General features: G+C 64.6%; 15 protein-coding genes. 11 read left to right on the top strand and 4 right to left on the bottom strand.

The features are described from left to right. Positions 1-111 precede the first annotated feature (111 nt). Positions 112-1,122 (top strand): fatty acid desaturase, encoded by a 1,011-nt coding sequence (locus AC1RWL_RS00110; RefSeq protein ID WP_493093808.1) that lies wholly within the window; start codon positions 112-114, stop codon positions 1,120-1,122. Positions 1,123-1,148: 26 nt separating this feature from the next. Here AC1RWL_RS00110 and AC1RWL_RS00115 read toward each other — a convergent pair whose 3' ends face one another. Together AC1RWL_RS00115 and AC1RWL_RS00120 are read right to left on the bottom strand one after the other, a co-directional pair. After that, positions 1,149-2,357 carry an MFS transporter gene (locus tag AC1RWL_RS00115; protein WP_493093807.1) on the bottom strand — a complete coding sequence of 403 codons (1,209 nt, stop codon included), beginning with the start codon at positions 2,355-2,357 and terminating at the stop codon, positions 1,149-1,151. A gap of 105 nt (positions 2,358-2,462) precedes the next feature. Beyond that, complete coding sequence (locus AC1RWL_RS00120; protein WP_493093806.1) at positions 2,463-2,813, bottom strand: putative quinol monooxygenase; 351 nt, start codon at positions 2,811-2,813, stop codon at positions 2,463-2,465. 79 nt (positions 2,814-2,892) lie between these two features. On the opposite strand from AC1RWL_RS00120, the gene AC1RWL_RS00125 reads away from it, so the two are divergent. Then, positions 2,893-3,210 carry an ArsR/SmtB family transcription factor gene (locus AC1RWL_RS00125; RefSeq protein WP_493093805.1) on the top strand — a complete coding sequence of 106 codons (318 nt, stop codon included), beginning with the start codon at positions 2,893-2,895 and terminating at the stop codon, positions 3,208-3,210. A gap of 30 nt (positions 3,211-3,240) precedes the next feature. Here AC1RWL_RS00125 and AC1RWL_RS00130 read toward each other — a convergent pair whose 3' ends face one another. Further along, positions 3,241-4,173 (bottom strand): AraC family transcriptional regulator, encoded by a 933-nt coding sequence (locus AC1RWL_RS00130; protein ID WP_493093804.1) that lies wholly within the window; start codon positions 4,171-4,173, stop codon positions 3,241-3,243. Between the two features lie 102 nt (positions 4,174-4,275). Between AC1RWL_RS00130 and AC1RWL_RS00135 the strand changes: the two genes are divergently transcribed. From AC1RWL_RS00135 to AC1RWL_RS00155, 5 genes are all read left to right on the top strand, one after another. After that, on the top strand, positions 4,276-5,280 hold the full coding sequence (locus AC1RWL_RS00135; RefSeq protein WP_493093803.1) for an oxidoreductase: 1,005 nt from the start codon (positions 4,276-4,278) through the stop codon (positions 5,278-5,280). A gap of 378 nt (positions 5,281-5,658) precedes the next feature. Then, complete coding sequence (locus tag AC1RWL_RS00140) at positions 5,659-6,741, top strand: sugar ABC transporter substrate-binding protein (RefSeq protein WP_435268864.1); 1,083 nt, start codon at positions 5,659-5,661, stop codon at positions 6,739-6,741. Positions 6,742-6,901: 160 nt separating this feature from the next. Beyond that, positions 6,902-7,885 (top strand): ABC transporter permease, encoded by a 984-nt coding sequence (locus AC1RWL_RS00145; RefSeq protein WP_439618203.1) that lies wholly within the window; start codon positions 6,902-6,904, stop codon positions 7,883-7,885. Between the two features lie 5 nt (positions 7,886-7,890). After that, positions 7,891-9,393, top strand: coding sequence for a sugar ABC transporter ATP-binding protein (locus tag AC1RWL_RS00150; protein ID WP_439618204.1), 1,503 nt, complete (start codon positions 7,891-7,893; stop codon positions 9,391-9,393). A gap of 10 nt (positions 9,394-9,403) precedes the next feature. Then, on the top strand, positions 9,404-10,363 hold the full coding sequence (locus AC1RWL_RS00155; RefSeq protein WP_493093802.1) for an ABC transporter permease: 960 nt from the start codon (positions 9,404-9,406) through the stop codon (positions 10,361-10,363). Between the two features lie 100 nt (positions 10,364-10,463). On the opposite strand, the gene gloA is transcribed toward AC1RWL_RS00155, so the two are convergent. Continuing rightward, on the bottom strand, positions 10,464-10,880 hold the full coding sequence (gloA, locus tag AC1RWL_RS00160; protein ID WP_493093801.1) for a lactoylglutathione lyase: 417 nt from the start codon (positions 10,878-10,880) through the stop codon (positions 10,464-10,466). Between the two features lie 161 nt (positions 10,881-11,041). Between gloA and AC1RWL_RS00165 the strand changes: the two genes are divergently transcribed. Genes AC1RWL_RS00165 through AC1RWL_RS00180 form a run of 4 tightly spaced genes read left to right on the top strand, consistent with a single transcriptional unit; the run spans position 11,042 to position 14,871 of the window. Beyond that, on the top strand, positions 11,042-12,496 hold the full coding sequence (locus AC1RWL_RS00165) for an FAD-binding oxidoreductase (RefSeq protein WP_493093800.1): 1,455 nt from the start codon (positions 11,042-11,044) through the stop codon (positions 12,494-12,496). Continuing rightward, a complete protein-coding gene (locus AC1RWL_RS00170; RefSeq protein WP_493093799.1) occupies positions 12,493-13,248 on the top strand; it encodes a FadR/GntR family transcriptional regulator in 756 nt (251 codons plus the stop codon). The genes AC1RWL_RS00165 and AC1RWL_RS00170 overlap by 4 nt, the downstream gene beginning before the upstream one ends. A gap of 2 nt (positions 13,249-13,250) precedes the next feature. Then, a complete protein-coding gene (locus AC1RWL_RS00175) occupies positions 13,251-13,994 on the top strand; it encodes an SDR family oxidoreductase (protein WP_493093798.1) in 744 nt (247 codons plus the stop codon). Between the two features lie 28 nt (positions 13,995-14,022). Next, complete coding sequence (locus AC1RWL_RS00180; RefSeq protein ID WP_493093797.1) at positions 14,023-14,871, top strand: fumarylacetoacetate hydrolase family protein; 849 nt, start codon at positions 14,023-14,025, stop codon at positions 14,869-14,871.

The following is a 14,871-nucleotide window of genomic DNA, read 5'->3' on the forward strand; positions in this document are numbered from 1 at the left end:
GTTTTTCTTTTTCTCGCCTCTGCTGCAAAGCCATGCGGCGCGTGAGCCGGCGCCCGACTTTTATAGTGGTGCTTGAATTCGATTGCATTTTTACCCCTGCCGGAAACACACATGCCCAGTCCAACGTCGTCGCCCGATAGAATTCCTTCGCAATCCACCCTTTCCGGCATAGCCCGCATCGAATGGCAGACAGTGGCCCTCGCCACCGTCATTTACGGCGGCTTTTTCACCGTCACCTGGTTCTGGCAATCGCTTCCCGTCCTGCTCGTGATCGCTCTTGGCGGCTGGCTGGTCGCCTGGCAGGGGTCGCTCCAGCATGAGGTCATCCACGGCCATCCCACCCGCAGCCGCGTCATAAACGACGCCATCGGTTGGCCGCCGCTATCCCTCTGGCTGCCCTATGCGATCTACCGCGAAGGGCACCTGACGCATCATCGCGACGAGCACCTGACCGATCCGATCGAGGATCCGGAATCTTCCTACTTTACCCAAACGGCCTGGGAACGGATGGGCGGCATCGGCCGGCGGCTGGCCGCCTGGAACACCACCCTGCTCGGACGGTTGACGCTCGGCCCCCTCGTGATGATCGTGAACTTTCTTGCGCAGGAAGCGGCGGCCGTCATGAGCGGCGACCGGCAGCGGGCGGCACTCTGGATGCGCCACGCGATCGGCATTGCCGCCGTTCTCGCGTGGGTGCTCGTGGTTTGCGATATGCCGCTCTGGCTCTATCTGTTCGGCTTCGTCTATGTCGGCGCGGCGCTTTCCAGGCTGCGGTCCTTCGCCGAGCACCGCTACGCCGACCACCACGACGAACGCACGGCGATCGTCGAAAACAGCCCGCTGTTCGGGCTGCTGTTCCTCTACAACAACCTGCATGTGCTGCATCACAAGCGGCCGGGCGTTCCGTGGTACAAAATACCATTGATCTACCATCGGCACAGGGATGCGCTGATCGAGATCAACGGCGGCCTGGTCTATGACGGCTATCTCGACGTCGCTCGCCGCTTCCTGCTGAAGCCGCATGATGATCCCCGCCATCCTCACCACACGCAATCCGATTTTAAGGTCGCTGAGGATGTCTACGTGGCTGACGACCCGCATTCGGAGCTAAGGGCGTTCTGACCGCTCCGCTTCAGCAATTTCGATGGCTAAGGCTTACCCTCTTCGATCTTCGGAAGAAACCAGGCGAGCAGGCCTGCGAGCGGGAGGAAAGAGCAGATATAATACACCGTCTCGACGCCGTAGCTGTCTGCGAGAATTCCGAGAAGCGCGGCGGCGATGCCGCCGAGGCCGAAATTCAGGCCGTAAAACAGCCCGCCGATCAGTCCGATGCGGTGCGGCAGAAGCTCGATGGCGTAGATCAGGATCGAGGCGAAGGCGCTTGCCATGATCAGGTTGATCAGAACGGTGAGCACGCCCGTCCAGAACAGATCGACGTGCGGCAGGAGCAGCGTCAGGGGCAGCGGCCCCAGGACGGAAATCCAGATGATCCGATAGCGCCCGATCCGATCGCCGACGATGCCGCCGATAAGCGCGCCTGCGGCCGAGGCCAGCAGGAAGATGAACAGCATCATCTGCGCCGAAGGGATGGAGAGACCGAACCTCTCCATGAGGTAGAACGTGTAGAACGACCGGAAGCTTTCGCCATACGCGTTCTTGGTGAACATCAGCAGGGTCAGAACCACCAGGGCCAGGCCAATCGTCGCCGGAGCGTGACGGACCGCGCCGCCAACCTTCTTGCCATTCGCCCGCATGGCCGCGAATTCCGCGCTGATCTGGCGCTGTTTGCTGCCGATCCAGAGCAGCAGCGCCATGGCCAGCAAGGCAAGCACCGCGAACCATGCGAGGCTCGGTTGGCCCCATGGCACGATGATGAGCGCCGCAAACACCGGGCCGAGCGCGCCGCCGGCCTGGCCGCCCACCTGGAAGAGCCCCTGCGCCAGTCCCTGCCGGCCACCGGCCGCGTAGCGCGCCATGCGCGTCGCTTCCGGGTGGAAGATGGAGGATCCGATGCCGATCAGGGCGACCGAGACGAGGATAACCGCATAGCTGTGCGCAAATGCGAGGCTGACGAGCCCGGAAAGGGTGAACATCATACCGACGACCGGCGAATAGGGGGCCGGATGTTTGTCCGTCACCATGCCGATGGCCGGCTGCAGCAGCGATCCGGCAATCTGGAAGGTCATGGTGATCATGCCGATCTGCACGAAATCCAGTGCATAGGCATCCTTCAGGATCGGATAGGCCGCCGGAATGAGCGATTGCATCAGGTCGTTGAGGAGATGGCTGAAACCCAGAACGACCAGCACGGCAAGGTGGGTTTTGGGACGCGAGGCGATGGGAACGGCGGCTGTCATGGCTGTTTTCGTGATCTTTCGGAAAAACATAAAGTATCCGACTCGGATCGTATTGTTCTTCCGTTCGTCAGGGCAAGGGCCGACGGTATTTTCAAGTGAAAGATATCAAGCCGGGTAGGGGCTTGCCATGCGCAGCCAGCGCACATCCATGTCACCGGCGAGCATCGTGTGGCGCTTGACAAGGAAGTCCATCACATAGGGCTGGGAGAGGTGCGCTTCGAGATGCGCCGTGCTTGCCCAGACCTCGTAGAAGACAAAAAGATCCGGATCGGCGCGGTCGCGATGGACATGGTACTGCAGCACGCCGTCTTCCGCGCGCGTCGGCTCGACGAGGGCAAGCAGGGCAGTTTCCAGGGCGTCGGCCATGCCTGCCTTGGCGCGGGCTTGTCCGGCAAGCGCATAGGGGCCGGTTTCATCTCTGTCTTGTGCGGGAAGGGTGAAGGCCGGGCTCGACATGGCATCTCCTTTTGGTATGAATTGCACCGTACCTATCATTGCAAAAGGTATGATTCAATCCATACCTTGGAGCGTTCGCATGGATCACGAAGGTCACCCTGACGAGGAAGAGATCGCGTTTGGAAGCGTCCTGTCGGCACTGGCGGACCCGCTGCGGCGGCAGGTCGTCATGGAACTGGCGCTGGCGCCGGCCGGAACGGAGCGCACCTGCGTTTCCTTCGGACTGCCGGTCAGTAAGGCGACGCTGACACACCATTTTCGTATTCTTCGCGAGGCGGGGCTGATCCGTCAGGTCGACCGGGGCAACAGCCGGGCGGCGACGCTGAGGCGCGACGAGATCGATCGGCGCCTGCCGGGCCTGCTCGATCTCGTCGCTGCGGAGAAGGCGAGCACCTGAACGGCGCGCGAATCCCATTAAGCCGACATCTTACGCTGCATCCAGTTCTCTGCCGTTGGTCCGGGCGGTGCGCCGAGGTGAGCGTCCCATGACGCGCTTGAAGGCCGCGCTGAATGCCGCCTCCGAACTGTAGCCCACCGAATGGGCGATCTCGGCGACGGAACTGCCGCCGCGGCGCAGCGCGCGGTCTGCCTGGCGCATGCGCCACTCGGTCAGATAGGCAAGCGGTGGAATGCCGGCAACGGCGCGGAAATGCGTCGCGAAGGCGGTCCGCGACATGGCGGCGGCACGGGCGAGTTCCGGCAAGCTCCAGGAGTGCCCAAGGTTGGCCTGCATCAGCGCCAGGGCCGGCACAAGCCGCGGATCGCAGGCAACGCGCAACCAGCCGGGCTCGACCTGAACGGCTGCCGAAAGGTGGCGGCGCAGGATCTGGATCAGCAGCAGGTGCGCTAGACTGGAGCAGGCCATTTCCGCTCCGGGAGCACGCCCCGCGGCCTCTTCGACCAATTCCCCGATCAGCGCGCCAAGGCGGCCTGCACCGCTCTCGCAGGCGGGGATGTGCAGGAAATCCGGCAGGCTTTCCACCATCAGTCGCCCGCCTGCGTGATCGGTGTCGAGATGACCGCCGAGGAACAGGAAATCGTCGCCCTGGCCTACCGGTACGATCGCCGCGCCTGCGCCGGCAAAAATCGCATGCGCCGGCTTCGGCGCCAGCGACAGGTCGGTCGTCACGGTGAAACCGGCATTGCGTGTCAGGAGGAAGACGTCGCCGGCTTCGAGCCGGAACGGTGTCGCGATTCCATCGAGCGCCAGAAGACAGGAGCCGCGTCCGATCACGAAGAACTTCATCTTGCGCGGCGGATCGAACCGGATCGACCAGTCGCCACCGCCGATAAACCCACCGGCATAGATCATCCGGGCGTCGATCAGCTCAAGGGTTTGGGACAGGGGGTCGCGGGCCATTTCTGAACTTTGGCTACAGAATGAGGGATTATTGCGCATTCAAAATACGGGAAGAAGAGCGCATATCCAAGCCATAGCGATCAACCACCGGAGTTTTACAAAATGACCACGCCCCAGGAGCCGCTTGGATCGGGCTTTTCCGCCTATACGACCTCGATCGACGTCATCCGTGGCATCGACCTGACCGGCAAGCTTGCCATCGTCACCGGCGGTTATGCCGGTCTCGGCCTGGAGGCCGCCCGGACGCTGGCCTCGGCCGGTGCACGCGTCATCGTGCCGGCGCGCGATGTCGAGCGTGCCCGCCGGGCGATCGCCGAGATCGGCGGTTGCATCGAGGTCCAGCCTATGGACCTCACGGACCCGGCCTCGATCGATGCTCTTGCCCGCGGTATCGTCCGGTCGGGCCTGCCGCTCCATATCCTGATCAACAGCGCCGGCATCATGGCCGTGCCCGAGCGCACGCAGGACGCCCGTGGAAACGAGATGCAATTCTCGACCAACCATCTTGGCCATTTTCAGCTGACGCTGCGGCTCTGGCCGGCGCTCATCCGCGCGAACGGTGCGCGCGTCGTCTCCGTCTCGTCCATGGGGCATCGCTTCTCGGATATCGTCTGGGACGACATCAACTACGAAAACCGGGCCTATGACCCGTGGAACGCCTACGGTCAGTCGAAGACCGCCAACATCCTGTTTGCGGTCGAGCTCGACCGGCGCGGCCGCGAGCACGGCATTCGTGCGTTCTCGCTGCATCCGGGCGGCATCATCACCGGCCTTGCCAAGCATCTGTCGGTCGAGCGACTGAAGGAGATGGGCAATCTCGACGCCAATGGGGAGCCGGTCATCGATCCCGACCGCGACATGAAATCCATCCCGCAGGGCGCGGCTACCCATGTCTGGTGCGCGGTCAGTCCACAGCTCGATGGCAAGGGCGGTGTCTTCTGCGCCAGCTCGGACATTGCGGAGCTCGAAGACGGCAAGGTTACGATGACCCTCGAAGGCCGCGACCGGCGGACGTCCAAAGTGGCGCCCTATGCCGTCGACCCTGCCTCGGCAGAGCGCCTGTGGAAGCTGAGCGAGGCAATGACGGGAGCCCGCCTGCCGGCTTGAGCCCCGCCTCTCTGCGAAAGCTATAGATCATCCCGAAGAGATCGGTGGCGGCATTGTTTGCCGCCACAATTGTTTGGACGGCACTGTATCGTTATTCTCGCAGCCGAGCGACTTCGACCGCGAATCCTGGACCGCGCCGGCTCCTGCCAAAAAACGTCCGGCATACCCTCTCCATCAGCGTTCACGAGGAATTTTGTTTCCCTTTCGCACGGACATTCTCAAGTCCCTTGTGCGTCGTCGCGATCAAGGGTATGGTTATCGTGTTGAAGGGTTGTCGTACAACAGAGGAGTTTTGGACGACGGCCGCTCAAAGGGTTCAGGCAGCCGGGCCGAACCGGCGGGGAACGGAATTTCCATTGTTTCACGGGAGGAACGAGAATGACTGATGGAAGTCAATTTGCACATTTCGGAACGATGAAGCGGCGCACGCTGTTGCTGGGCGCGGCGTCGGGCCTGGCGGTCGCCGCCATGCCCGGGCGCATCTTCGCGCAGGGCGCGCCGACGCTGGTCACGTCGATCCGTTCGCTTTCCAATCCTTACCATGCCGTCTGGAAATCCGGCGCCGAGGCTTTCGCCAAGTCGGTCGGACTTGAGCATGTCACGCTCGTCTCCGAAGGCAACAGCGAGAAGGGCATCGCCGACATCAAGGCCATGCTCGCCAAGACCGGCGGCAACATGGTGCTGAACTCGGACCCGAACGACACGCCGGACGCCCGTCCGATCGTCGAGGCCTGCAAGGCGGCGGGCGCCTATGTGGTCACGCAGTGGAACAAGCCGGCCGACCTGCATCCGGTCGATTTCAACCCGAACTACGTCTCGCATATCGAATTCGACGGCATTGCCAGCGGCAAGCAGATCGCTGAAGTGCTGTTCAGCGCGATCGGCGGATCGGGCGGCATCGTGGCGCTCGGCGGCATGATCTCGACGACGGCCGCCATCGAGCGCAAGAAAGGGCTCGACGAGGCGCTGGCCGCCAATACGAACATCAAGCTGCTCGATTTCCAGGTCGCCAACTGGAAATCCACCGAAGCCTTCGACCTGACGGGCAACCTGCTCACCCGCTTCGGCGACGAGATCAAGGGCATCTGGGCGGCGAACGACGACATGGGCACCGGCGCGCTGGAAGCGCTTCGCGCGGAAGGCCTTGCCGGCAAGGTGCCGGTGGTCGGCATCGATGGCATCAAGGCGGCGGTGGATGCCGTGCGCAGCGGCGAATTCGCCTGCACCATCACCTCCGATCCGTTCTGGCAGGGGGGCATCGGCCTTGCGCTCGGCCTGGCCGCCCTGACCAAGAAGCTCGATCCGACGGCGGAACCGCCGGAGCATCGCGAGTTCTACGGCAAGGTCGTCGCGATCACCAAGGACAATGTCGAGGAATATTACAAGACGAATGTCGAGGCGCAGCCGACGATCGACTGGAACGACCTGTGGGGTCGTGTCGTCGGCCAGATCCGGACCTGACGAAAGCATCCATCTTCCCAAGGACCCGGCGCGGCGCGCCGGGTTTTGTCGCCGGCGATCGCTTCGCCGGCGACCTTTCAGCCTTTGAAGCGGAGTGTTTCCTTTGACTGCCAATTCTGACAGCATGAAGGTCGTGGAACACGCGGGGGAGGCATCGACCATGCGAGGCTTGTTCGCGCGTTTTGCGGGAAGGGGCGGGGGCAAGGCATTGCGCCGGTTCGCCCCTCTGGTCGTGCTCATCGTTCTCTGCGTGCTCATCGCGATCGCCAACCCGAATTTCATCGAGCCGCGCAATCTCATCCGCATCGCCAACTCCGCGGCGGTGCCGCTGACGCTCGCCATGGGCATGACCTTCATCATCCTGATGGGCAGCATCGACCTGTCCGTCGAGGGTGCCCTGTCGGTCTCGGCGATGGTGCTCGTGATGCTTGCCGCCAACGACCTCAACGGCAACGATTACGGCTGGCTGGCCGTGCTGGTGGCGATCGCCGCGAGTGTCGCGATCGGTCTGCTCAACGGCCTCATCCAGACGATGCTGCGCATCCCCTCCTTCATGGCGACGCTCGGCATGTGGTTCATCGGGCTCGGCATATCGGTCTACATGCTCGGCGGGTCGGCCGTGCGGCTGTCGGATGCCTCCATTCGCGCGCTTTCGCTGGAGCGTTTCCTCGGTTTCCCGCTGGCGGTCTTCGTGGCTCTTGCCGCCTTCCTGCTGGCGGTGGTGATCCAGTATCATACAAGGCTCGGCCGCCATATCGTGGCGATCGGCGGCGGCGAGGACGTGGCCGAACTCTCTGGTGTCAGCCTCGTGCGGGTGCGCATCCTTGCCTTCGGCGTGGCCGGCTTCTTCTTCGGCGTGGCGGGCGTGCTGTCCGCGGCACAGCTCGGCCAGTCAAACGCCGTCATCGCCGATGGTCGGCTGTTTGCCGCCGTCACGGCCGTCGTTGTCGGCGGCACGGCGCTGACGGGAGGCGAGGGCGGCGTGCTCAACACGCTGGTCGGCGTCCTCATCGTCACGGTGCTTGCCAACGGCATGGTGCTGCTCGGCATCTCTCCCTACGTGCAGCAGACCGTGCAGGGTCTGCTGATCATCGCGGCGGTCGCGCTTTCGCTGGATCGCCTGCGCCTCAAGATCGTGAAGTGACCGCCATGCTGAGCGTGAACGCAATCTCCAAATCCTTCCTGGGCGTGAAGGCGCTCAAGGATGTCTCCATCGAGATCCGGCAAAACGAGGTGATCGGCCTGATCGGCGAGAACGGCGCCGGCAAGTCGACGCTGATGCGCACGCTGGCCGGTACGCTCCGGCCCGACAGCGGCACGCTGACGCTCGACGGCGAGCCGCTGCGCCTGCGCGGCACGCGCGACGCGGCGCTGCACGGCATCGGCATGGTGTTCCAGGAACAGTCGCTGCTCCTCAACATGTCGGTCGCCGAAAACATCTATCTGGGCCAGGAGGACCGGTTCACCCGCTTCGGCATCGTCAACTGGCGGGCGATGCGCGCGGCGGCGCGCCGCCAGCTTGCCAAGATCGGCGTCGACATCGACGTCACGACGCGCACCGCCGAACTGTCCTTCGCCGCCCGCCAGATGGTGGAGCTCGCAAAGGCGCTGACGCTGGAGGAATCGGTGTCGCGCCAGCTCGTCATCCTGCTCGACGAGCCGACCTCGGTGCTGACCGCCGCCGATATCGAGGTGCTGTTCGACCGAGTGCGCGCGCTCAAATCGCGCGCCAGCTTCGTCTTCGTCTCGCACCGGCTGGACGAGGTGTTGCGCATCTCCGACCGCGTTTACACGATGAAGGACGGCGAGGTGGTCGCCGAGCACAGCGCGTCGGATGTCACCGCGCCGCAACTGCACGAGATAATGGTCGGCCGCGGCCTGCAGACGGAATATTACAAGGAGCCGCGCCAGAAGCCGCCGCGCCCCGACGTGGTGCTCGAAGCCAATGGCCTCGGCGTCAAGGGCGCCTTCCACAACCTCGACTTCAAGATCCATGCCGGCGAAATCCTGGGCATTGCCGGCGTCGTCGGCTCCGGCCGCGAGGAGCTGAGCCGCACGCTCGGCGGCTTCATGCCGCAGAGCGAAGGCGTGCTGAAGGTCCGCGGCGAGGAGGTGCGGTTCACCTCGCCGGAACAGGCCGTGAAAAAGAGTATCGGGTACATCCCGCGCGAGCGCCGCTATGAGGGGCTGGTGATGTTCTTGTCGATTGCGGAAAACATCTCGCTCGCCGATCTTTCGAGCGTCATGCGCGGCGGCGCCATCGATTATGGCAAGGAGCGGCGGCTGGCGGCGGAGTGGATCCGAAAGCTGAAGATCAAGGCGCCCGGCCCCGATGTCGCCTGCCGCAAGCTTTCGGGCGGCAACCAGCAGAAGGTCGTGCTCGCCCGCTGGATGACGGCGGGCTCGCGCATCCTCATCCTCGACCACCCGACACGCGGCCTCGATGTCGGCGCGAAGGAGGAGGTCTACGAATTGGTGCGCGACCTTTGCGACCAGGGCATCGCGATCGTGCTTCTCTCCGATACGCTGGAGGAGACCATCGGCCTGTCGCATCGGGTGCTCGTCATGCGCGACGGTGCGGTGACGGCGCATTTCGATGCGGCGGCGGGCAGCAAGCCGGACCAGGTCGATCTGGTGCGGGAAATGGTGTGAGGAGACGGCCATGAAGAAGTTTTCCGATAGGATCGCGGCCGGCTGGTTCCAGGGCGCCATTCCGCCAGCCCTGCTCGTCTTGCTGATCGTGATCGTCGAGATCGGCTCGCCGGGCTTCCTGACGGGCGAGACGCTGGCGCTGCTGCTCGCCAACACCGCCGTCCTCTTCATCCTGGCGACGGGCGTCACCTTCGTCATCCTGCTCGGCGGCATCGACCTCTCCATTCAGGCAGTGGCGTCGCTGGCGAGCGTCATCCTCGCCCAGCTCCTGCCGTCGCTCGGCATTCTTGCCTTTCCGGTCGCCATTGCAGCCGGAACGGTCTTCGGCATCCTCAGCGGTGTGGTGCATGTGCGCCTGCGCGTGCCGTCCTTCGTGGCGACGCTGGCGACGGGGGGCGTCGTTGCCGGCATCGCGCTGTGGATCGCGGAAGGTCGCGCCATCACCATCGAGGAGGCCGGGCGCCAGAACACGATGTGGATCAACGGCACGGTCGCCGGCCTTCCGGTCGTGGCGATCCTGGCGGCGGGCGTCGGCCTCGTGAGCTTCCTCATCCTGCGCTACACCCGGTTCGGCCGCTACAGTTTCGCGGTCGGGGCGGGCGAGCCGGCAGCCCTTGCGGCGGGCGTCAATGTCGACCGCGTGAAGATCGTCGCTTTCGCCCTGTCGGGAACGCTTTCGGCCATTGCCGGCGTCATCCTCGCTTCGCGCCTTTCCAGCGGCTCGCCAAGCCTCGCCAACCAGCTGCTGCTCCCGGCCATCGCCGCCGTCATCGTCGGCGGCACGGCGATCACGGGCGGGCTCGGCGGCGTGGCGCGCACGGCCGTCGGCGCGCTGATCATCTCGATCGTGCGGATCGGCATGACCTTCGTCGGCGTCAATATCTTTGCGGAAAACGTGGTGTTCGGCGCCGTGCTCATCATCGCGGTCGCCATCACCATCGACCGCAGCAAGATCCCGGTCATCAAGTGACATGGCCGGTTCGGGCGGAAACTCTCCCATTCGCCCGCTAGGGAGCCGCGCCGTCGGGCGCGGCTCCCTCCAATGGCGATCAGGACCCCGCTATTTGCGGTCAGGACATCGTGTCGAGATCGATCAGCTCGATCTTGTAGCCGTCCGGGTCTTCGATGAAGGCGATGTGGGTCGTGCCGTGCTTCATCGGACCTGGCGGGCGCGGAATGCGGGCACCCTGCTTTTCCAGCGCGCCGCAGACGGCGTAGATGTCGCGCACGCCGAGCGCGAGGTGCCCGAAGCCGGTGCCGAGGTCATAACCCTCCTCACGGCCCCAATTGTAGGTGAGTTCGACGACCGTGTCCGTCTCTTCGGGACCGTAGCCGACAAAGGCATTGGTGAACTTGCCTTCGGGATAGTCGTCGCGACGCAGCAGCGTCATGCCGAGAAGCTCGGTATAGAACGTGATCGAAGCGTCGAGATCGAAAACCCGGATCATCGTGTGCATCATGCGGAACTGGCTCGGTGCATCGGCCATGGTGGCATTCCTCCATTAAGTGGCAGTTTTCATTCTGACTTCCACATCGGAACGGCTTTGGAAAAAGTGTGACCGCCCTTGATGTTCCTTATCAGTGTTGTATGATAACCATGCAAGTAGGATACTTGTCCAGCCCTTCGGGCGAGCGAGGAGAAGAAGTGATGAACGTGGCGGGTTCCGCGCGCGAAAAAAAGCTGGCGGCGCTTTTGGCGGAGTTGCCGGCCGGCCTTCTCCTGACCGCGCCGGAAGACATGGAACGCTACACGCGCGACTGGACGGGCGACCACCACGGCCTGCCGCTCGCCGTCGCGCGGCCGCGCTCGACCGCCGACGTCTCCCGCCTGCTCGCCTTCTGTTCGCAAAACGGCATCGGCGTCGTGCCGCAGGGCGGGCTGACCGGGCTTGTCGGCGCGGCTGTCGCCTCCACGCCGCGCGACGAGGTCGTCGTGTCGCTCGACCGCATGAACCGGGTGCGCTCCGTCAGCCCAATCGACTATGCCATGGTCGTCGAGGCCGGCTGCATCCTGGAGGACGCCAAGGCCGCGGCGGAGGCGCAGGACCGCATCCTGCCGATCACTTTTGGCGCGCAGGGGAGCTGCCGCATCGGCGGCAATGTCGCCACCAATGCCGGCGGTTTCAACGTGCTGCGCTACGGCATGACGCGCGACCTGGTGCTGGGCCTCGAAGTGGTGCTGAGCGACGGTCGTGTCTGGAACGGTCTCAAGCTCTTGCGCAAGGACAACCGCGGCTATGACCTCAAGCAGCTTTTCATCGGCAGCGAAGGCACGCTCGGCATCGTCACCGCGGTGTCGCTGAAGCTGTTCCCGAAGCCCAGCCAGATCGAGACCGCGCTGGTCGGCCTGCGCTCGGTTGCCGATGCCATGGAGCTTTACGCCCGGGCGCGGCGCGAATGCAGCGACCTGCTGAACGCCTTCGAGCTGATCCTGCGCGGCGGCATCGAGATCGCGCTTGCCGCCCGCAGCGATTTTCGCGAGCCCTTCGAGACGGTCTGCCCCGTCTATGTGCTGATCGAGGCCTCGGCCGGCGGGCGTGTCGACCTGCGCGCCATCCTTGAGGATTTCCTGATCGGCGCCTCCGATCTGGTGGTCGACGGCGCGGTGGCGACGAGCCGGGCGCAGGCGGCGCAGCTCTGGCAGCTGCGCGAGGTGATGGTGGAGGCGCAGGGGCGCGGCGGGCGTTACCTGCGCACCGACGTCTCCGTGCCGATCTCCAGCCTTGCCGGTTTCGTCGACGATGCGCTGGCGGCGCTCTCGGCGAGCCACCCGCAGGCGCTCGCCGTCACTTATGGCCATGTCGGCGACGGCAACATCCATCTCAACATCGTGCCGCCGGTCGGCATGGACGATCCCGCCGATATCGAGCATCTGTTCCACGAGGCGGAGATGGTGATCTTCGACGTGGTCGACCGCTACGACGGTTCGCTCAGCGCCGAGCACGGCATCGGCCGCGTCAAGCAGGCAGCTTTTCTTGAACGGGTGGACCCGGTTTCGCTCGATCTCGCCTTCCGCATCAAGCGGGCACTCGATCCGGCGGCGATTATGAATATAGGTAGACTCCTGCCGTCCGAAGAGACGGACGAACGGGGTGATCCATGATGCTGAAACTCGACAAGGTCAATCGCGGTCCGCATTTGTCGACGCTGGTCGCAAGCTCCATCTCGCGCGAAATCGCGCAGGGGCGGCTGAAGCCGGGCGACCAGCTGCCGACCGAGCAGGCGCTGGCGCAGACCTTCGGCGTCAGCCGCAATGTCGTGCGCGAAGCCATCGCCCGGCTGCGGTCGGAAGGGCGCATCTGGTCGCAGCAGGGCCGCGGCGCCTTCGTGGCCGATGCGCAGAACACCACGGTTCTCACCATCGATCACGATTCCTTGCAGGAGGCGGATGCCTTCAAGAACCTGTTCGAGATTCGCGGCATTCTCGAAGTGGAGATTGCGGGCATCGCCGCGCAGCGCCGCACCGATGCGGACATCGACGCGATGAAGGAGGCGCTGGCGACCATGGCGGCGGCACCCTATGGCAGCGTCACCTGGCTGAAGACCGACCTCGAATTCCACCGCACCGTCGCCTCGGCCACGCAGAATTCCTACATGGCGCCCTTCCTGATGTTCGCCTCGGAGCGGGTGCGCGACAGCATCCTCGCCTCCGGCCACCAGCAGCGCTCGGATGATCTGGCGAGCATCACGCTCGGCGAGCACCAGAGCATCCTGGATGCCATTGCGGCCGGCGATGTCGACGGCGCCCGGCGCGCCATGACCGAGCATCTTGCGGGCGCCGCGCGCCGCGTGGGTCTTCCGGCCGCGACCGTCGACACCGACGGCGCTGACGATCATTTCGAAAAGGAATCATGAACATGGCAGGCAGGTTGCAGGGAAAGACGGCCGTCGTTACGGCCGCCGGGCAGGGCATGGGGCACGCGACCGTGCTCGCCTTCGCGCGCGAGGGTGCAAGGGTCGTGGCGACCGACGTCGACGCCGGCAAGCTCGCCGCGCTCGACGGCATGGCCGGCGTGAAGACCCGCGCCCTCGACGTGCTCGATCCGGAAGCGATCAAGCGCTTCGCCGGCTCGATTACGGCACCCGACATCCTCTTCAACTGCGCCGGCTATGTGCACAACGGCACGATCCTCGACTGCGACGAGGATGCCTTCGACTTCTCCCTCTCGCTCAACGTGCGCTCCATGTACCGCATGATCCGCGCCTTCCTGCCCGGCATGCTGGAGCGCGGCGGCGGGTCGATCGTCAACATGGCCTCGGTCGCCTCCACGGTCATCGCCGCGCCGAACCGCTTCATCTACGGCACGACCAAGGCCGCCGTCATCGGGCTTACCAAGTCGGTGGCCGTCGACTATGTGACGAAGGGCATCCGCGTGAACGCCATCTGCCCCGGCACGATCGAAAGCCCCTCGCTACAGGACCGCATGCGCGCGACCGGCGACTATGACGCCGCCCGCGCCACCTTCATCGGCCGCCAGCCGATGGGCCGGCTCGGCACGGCGGGCGAAGTCGCTGAACTGGTCGTCTACCTCGCCAGCGACGAGTCCGCCTTCATGACCGGCAACGCCGTCGTCATCGACGGCGGCTGGACGAACGCCTGATAAGCTTTATTTCCACGGGAACAAGACCATGAAACTTCTCCGTTACGGTTCGCACGGCGCCGAAAAGCCGGGATTGCTCGATGCTGAAGGCCGCGTGCGCGACCTTTCCGGCCATGTCGACGATATTGCCGGCGGCGTGCTGACGAACGAGGGCATCGCCCGCCTTGCGGCAATCGACCCGGCCAGCCTGCCGCTGGTCGCCGATCCCGGCCGCATGGGGCCGTGCGTGGCGCGCGTCGGCAAGTTCATCTGCGTCGGCCTCAACTATGCCGACCATGCGGCAGAGACCGGCGCGGAAATCCCCAAGGAACCGATCCTCTTCATGAAGGCGACCAGCGCCATCACCGGGCCGAACGACAATGTCATCATCCCGCGCAACTCGGTGAAGACGGACTGGGAGGTCGAGCTGGGCGTCGTCATCGGCGACGAGGCGCGTTACGTCCCGGAAGCCGATGCGATGAAGCATGTCGCCGGTTACTGCCTGATCAACGACGTCTCCGAACGCGCCTTCCAGGCCGAGCGCGGCGGGCAGTGGACCAAGGGCAAGTCGGCCGACAGTTTTGGCCCCATCGGCCCCTGGATGGTGACGCGCGACGAGATCGCCGATCCGCAAAACCTCGGCATGTGGCTGACCGTCGACGGCGTTTCGCGCCAGAACGGTTCGACGCGCACCATGGTCTTCGGCGTCGCCTTCCTCGTGCACTATATCTCGCAGTTCATGAGCCTGCAGCCGGGCGACATCATATCGACGGGAACCCCGCCGGGCGTCGGCCTCGGCATCAAGCCGGAGCCGGTCTACCTCAAGGCAGGCCAGACCATCCGCCTCGGCATAGAAGGCCTTGGCGAGCAGCAGCAGCTGACCGTCGACGCGGCGTGA

Source organism: Shinella sp. GW821-FHT10F02, assembly GCF_058809275.1.

Bases quoted from the DNA above. Each gene is read 5' to 3' on its own strand.
- AC1RWL_RS00110 (WP_493093808.1), top strand. From the start codon at position 112: ATGCCCAGTCCAACGTCGTCGCCCGATAGAATTCCTTCGCAATCCACC.
- AC1RWL_RS00115 (WP_493093807.1), bottom strand. From the start codon at position 2,357: ATGACAGCCGCCGTTCCCATCGCCTCGCGTCCCAAAACCCACCTTGCC.
- AC1RWL_RS00120 (WP_493093806.1), bottom strand. From the start codon at position 2,813: ATGTCGAGCCCGGCCTTCACCCTTCCCGCACAAGACAGAGATGAAACC.
- AC1RWL_RS00125 (WP_493093805.1), top strand. From the start codon at position 2,893: ATGGATCACGAAGGTCACCCTGACGAGGAAGAGATCGCGTTTGGAAGC.
- AC1RWL_RS00130 (WP_493093804.1), bottom strand. From the start codon at position 4,173: ATGGCCCGCGACCCCCTGTCCCAAACCCTTGAGCTGATCGACGCCCGG.
- AC1RWL_RS00135 (WP_493093803.1), top strand. From the start codon at position 4,276: ATGACCACGCCCCAGGAGCCGCTTGGATCGGGCTTTTCCGCCTATACG.
- AC1RWL_RS00140 (WP_435268864.1), top strand. From the start codon at position 5,659: ATGACTGATGGAAGTCAATTTGCACATTTCGGAACGATGAAGCGGCGC.
- AC1RWL_RS00145 (WP_439618203.1), top strand. From the start codon at position 6,902: ATGCGAGGCTTGTTCGCGCGTTTTGCGGGAAGGGGCGGGGGCAAGGCA.
- AC1RWL_RS00150 (WP_439618204.1), top strand. From the start codon at position 7,891: ATGCTGAGCGTGAACGCAATCTCCAAATCCTTCCTGGGCGTGAAGGCG.
- AC1RWL_RS00155 (WP_493093802.1), top strand. From the start codon at position 9,404: ATGAAGAAGTTTTCCGATAGGATCGCGGCCGGCTGGTTCCAGGGCGCC.
- gloA (WP_493093801.1), bottom strand. From the start codon at position 10,880: ATGGCCGATGCACCGAGCCAGTTCCGCATGATGCACACGATGATCCGG.
- AC1RWL_RS00165 (WP_493093800.1), top strand. From the start codon at position 11,042: ATGAACGTGGCGGGTTCCGCGCGCGAAAAAAAGCTGGCGGCGCTTTTG.
- AC1RWL_RS00170 (WP_493093799.1), top strand. From the start codon at position 12,493: ATGATGCTGAAACTCGACAAGGTCAATCGCGGTCCGCATTTGTCGACG.
- AC1RWL_RS00175 (WP_493093798.1), top strand. From the start codon at position 13,251: ATGGCAGGCAGGTTGCAGGGAAAGACGGCCGTCGTTACGGCCGCCGGG.
- AC1RWL_RS00180 (WP_493093797.1), top strand. From the start codon at position 14,023: ATGAAACTTCTCCGTTACGGTTCGCACGGCGCCGAAAAGCCGGGATTG.